Annotated in this window: 1 protein-coding gene and 1 pseudogene; one reads left to right on the top strand and one right to left on the bottom strand. The window is 68.2% G+C overall.

The genetic code is table 11. From position 1 onward, the window contains the following. Positions 1 to 595 precede the first annotated feature (595 nt). Positions 596 to 1,690, top strand: a complete 1,095-nt coding sequence (locus AB0M03_RS39590) for a methyltransferase (RefSeq protein WP_363501681.1) — start codon at positions 596 to 598, stop codon at positions 1,688 to 1,690. Here the strand turns inward: AB0M03_RS39590 and AB0M03_RS39585 are convergent. Continuing rightward, positions 1,628 to 2,095, bottom strand: a pseudogene (locus tag AB0M03_RS39585) (hypothetical protein); the annotation flags it as partial. The gene AB0M03_RS39590 and the pseudogene AB0M03_RS39585 overlap by 63 nt on opposite strands.

Below are 2,095 nucleotides of genomic sequence, written 5' to 3'. Positions count from 1 at the left end.
GGACGGTTTTCAGGTTCCGGCCGCGCGGTGGTGATCCCGGAACGCAACGCTGCGCCCTTGTTGTCCGGCACAATCCACGGCCCGGTCCTCGGCTCAGCCCTCCAGGGGCACGGAGGCCACTACCGGTCCGGACCAACCACTTGTGGTCTGCAACGTGCCACTTTCGACGTAATCGGGAGTAGTGGGTAGATCGTTTGACGGGCATGCTGGGATCAGCCCACGTCAGGGAGGCCGCTGATGCACGGCTGCCACCCGCTCTTGGCATGCCGCTACATCTACTACGGCATCCTCGCGGCCACCGTCCGGAGCTTCCGCCGGTCAAGCCGGGTGCGTTCGCCGGTGGGTTCGCGAAGGTCCACCCCAACCTGAAGTCCGTCTGCGTCCGTGATCGCGCCCGCTCGCGCCGATCGACAGCGGCACCGACCAAGAGCTGATCATCGGGGGCCCGCCGCAATCGCGGAGGTTCCCGTGATCGCCCTGGGTGTCAGACCGCTACCGAGCCGACCCTGCACCGTCTGACCTGATCCCTCGAACAACTCCAGACACCCCGTGCCCGAGGCATAGGCAGCTGCTATTCACAGCAAGGAGAAGTCAAGTGCAGAACCATGAGGTCCAAGAAGAGTGTGTCTTGTCGAACGCCCGTGAGGACGCGGCCGAACGCCGGCCGGGTGTGGTTCCCGGGCCGACGGACAGTCGGCCGCAGCAACGGATGATGGACTTGCTGCACGGCGCCCTCATCACGCAACTTCTCGTAGTGGCAACTGAGTTAGACATAGCGGAGCTCTTGGCCGACGGGCCGGTGCCGGTGCCGGAGCTCGCCCGCCGATGCGGGGCACACCCGCAGGCACTGCACCGGGTGCTGCGGGCGTTGGCTGCCCAGGGGATCTTTCGGGAGGTGGAGCCCGAGACGTTCGCCCTGACCCCACTGGCCGAGACGCTGCGCGCCGATGCGCCCGGGTCGGTGCGGGCCTGGGTCAGATTCTGGGGGCTGCCCGAGAAACTTCAGGCCATCAACTCGCTGTCGTATTCGGTGCGCACCGGCCGTCCGACGTTCCCGCACATACACGGTACGGACTGGTGGTCACACCTGGCCGCCCACCCGGAGCAGGCGGAACTGTTCAACGACGCGATGGGCGACATGGCCCGGCGTGTCCACGCCGCTGCTGTGGAGAGCTGCGACCTGACCGGCGTGGCGCAAGTGGTTGATGTCGGCGGAGGGCAGGGGCACCTGCTCGCCACGATCCTGCCACGCTACCCGGAGCTGCGGGCCACCCTGCTGGACCAGCCGTCGGTGGTTCGGGGCGCAGAGGCGGTGCTGGAAGCGGCCGGCATCGCCGACCGGGTCGACCTGGTCGGCGGGGACTTCTTCGACAGCGTGCCGCAGGGCGCGGACGCCTACCTCCTGTCGATGATTCTGCACGACTGGGACGACCAGCAGTGCGTGGCGGTGCTCGGCAGGATCCGGCAGGCGATGGCGCCCAATGCCCGGGTCATCGTTATCGATGCCATCGTGCCGGAGGACAACGCACCGCACGACGGGAAGCTGCGGGACACCGTCATGATGGCGCTGCACCCCGGCCGGGAGCGTACCGAGGCGGAATTCACCGCGCTGTTCGCCGCCGCGGGCTTACGGCACATCGCGACCACTGGGCTGGCCTCCTCGACGGGCCTGCTGGTCGCGCGGGCCTGACCGGCGCCGGGTGGGTAAGGCGTCCCGGTCAGGACCGGGCCCCGGCGGGGCATCGAGACGACCGGTTCGGGGTGGATCCCCGGGTGAGGCATCTGCACGTGAGACACGCCGCCAGTCGAGCCAGAACGGGTCCTGGACATGGATGCCGTCGGGGCGTAGCTCGGTGTTCTCGACGTGCTGGCGCATCCGGGGACCGTCCTCGTGAGGTTCCTCCTGCAACAGGTCCAGCAGGTACTGGCCGTACCCGCTCTTCAGCAACGGCTCGGCCAGCGCCCGGAGTTGGGCGCCGTCGATCAGCCCGGCCCGCCAACAGGCCTCCTCGATGCAGCCGATCTTGAACCCCTGGCGTTCCTCGATCACCCGGACGAACTCCGAGGCCTGCACCATCGACACGAAGGTGCCGGT

The sequence above is a fragment of the Kitasatospora sp. NPDC051914 genome, from assembly GCF_040680995.1.
Lineage (GTDB): Bacteria > Actinomycetota > Actinomycetes > Streptomycetales > Streptomycetaceae > Kitasatospora.
The sequence above is the reverse complement of the archived record's forward strand: the minus strand, read 5'-3'. Positions and strand labels throughout refer to the sequence as shown.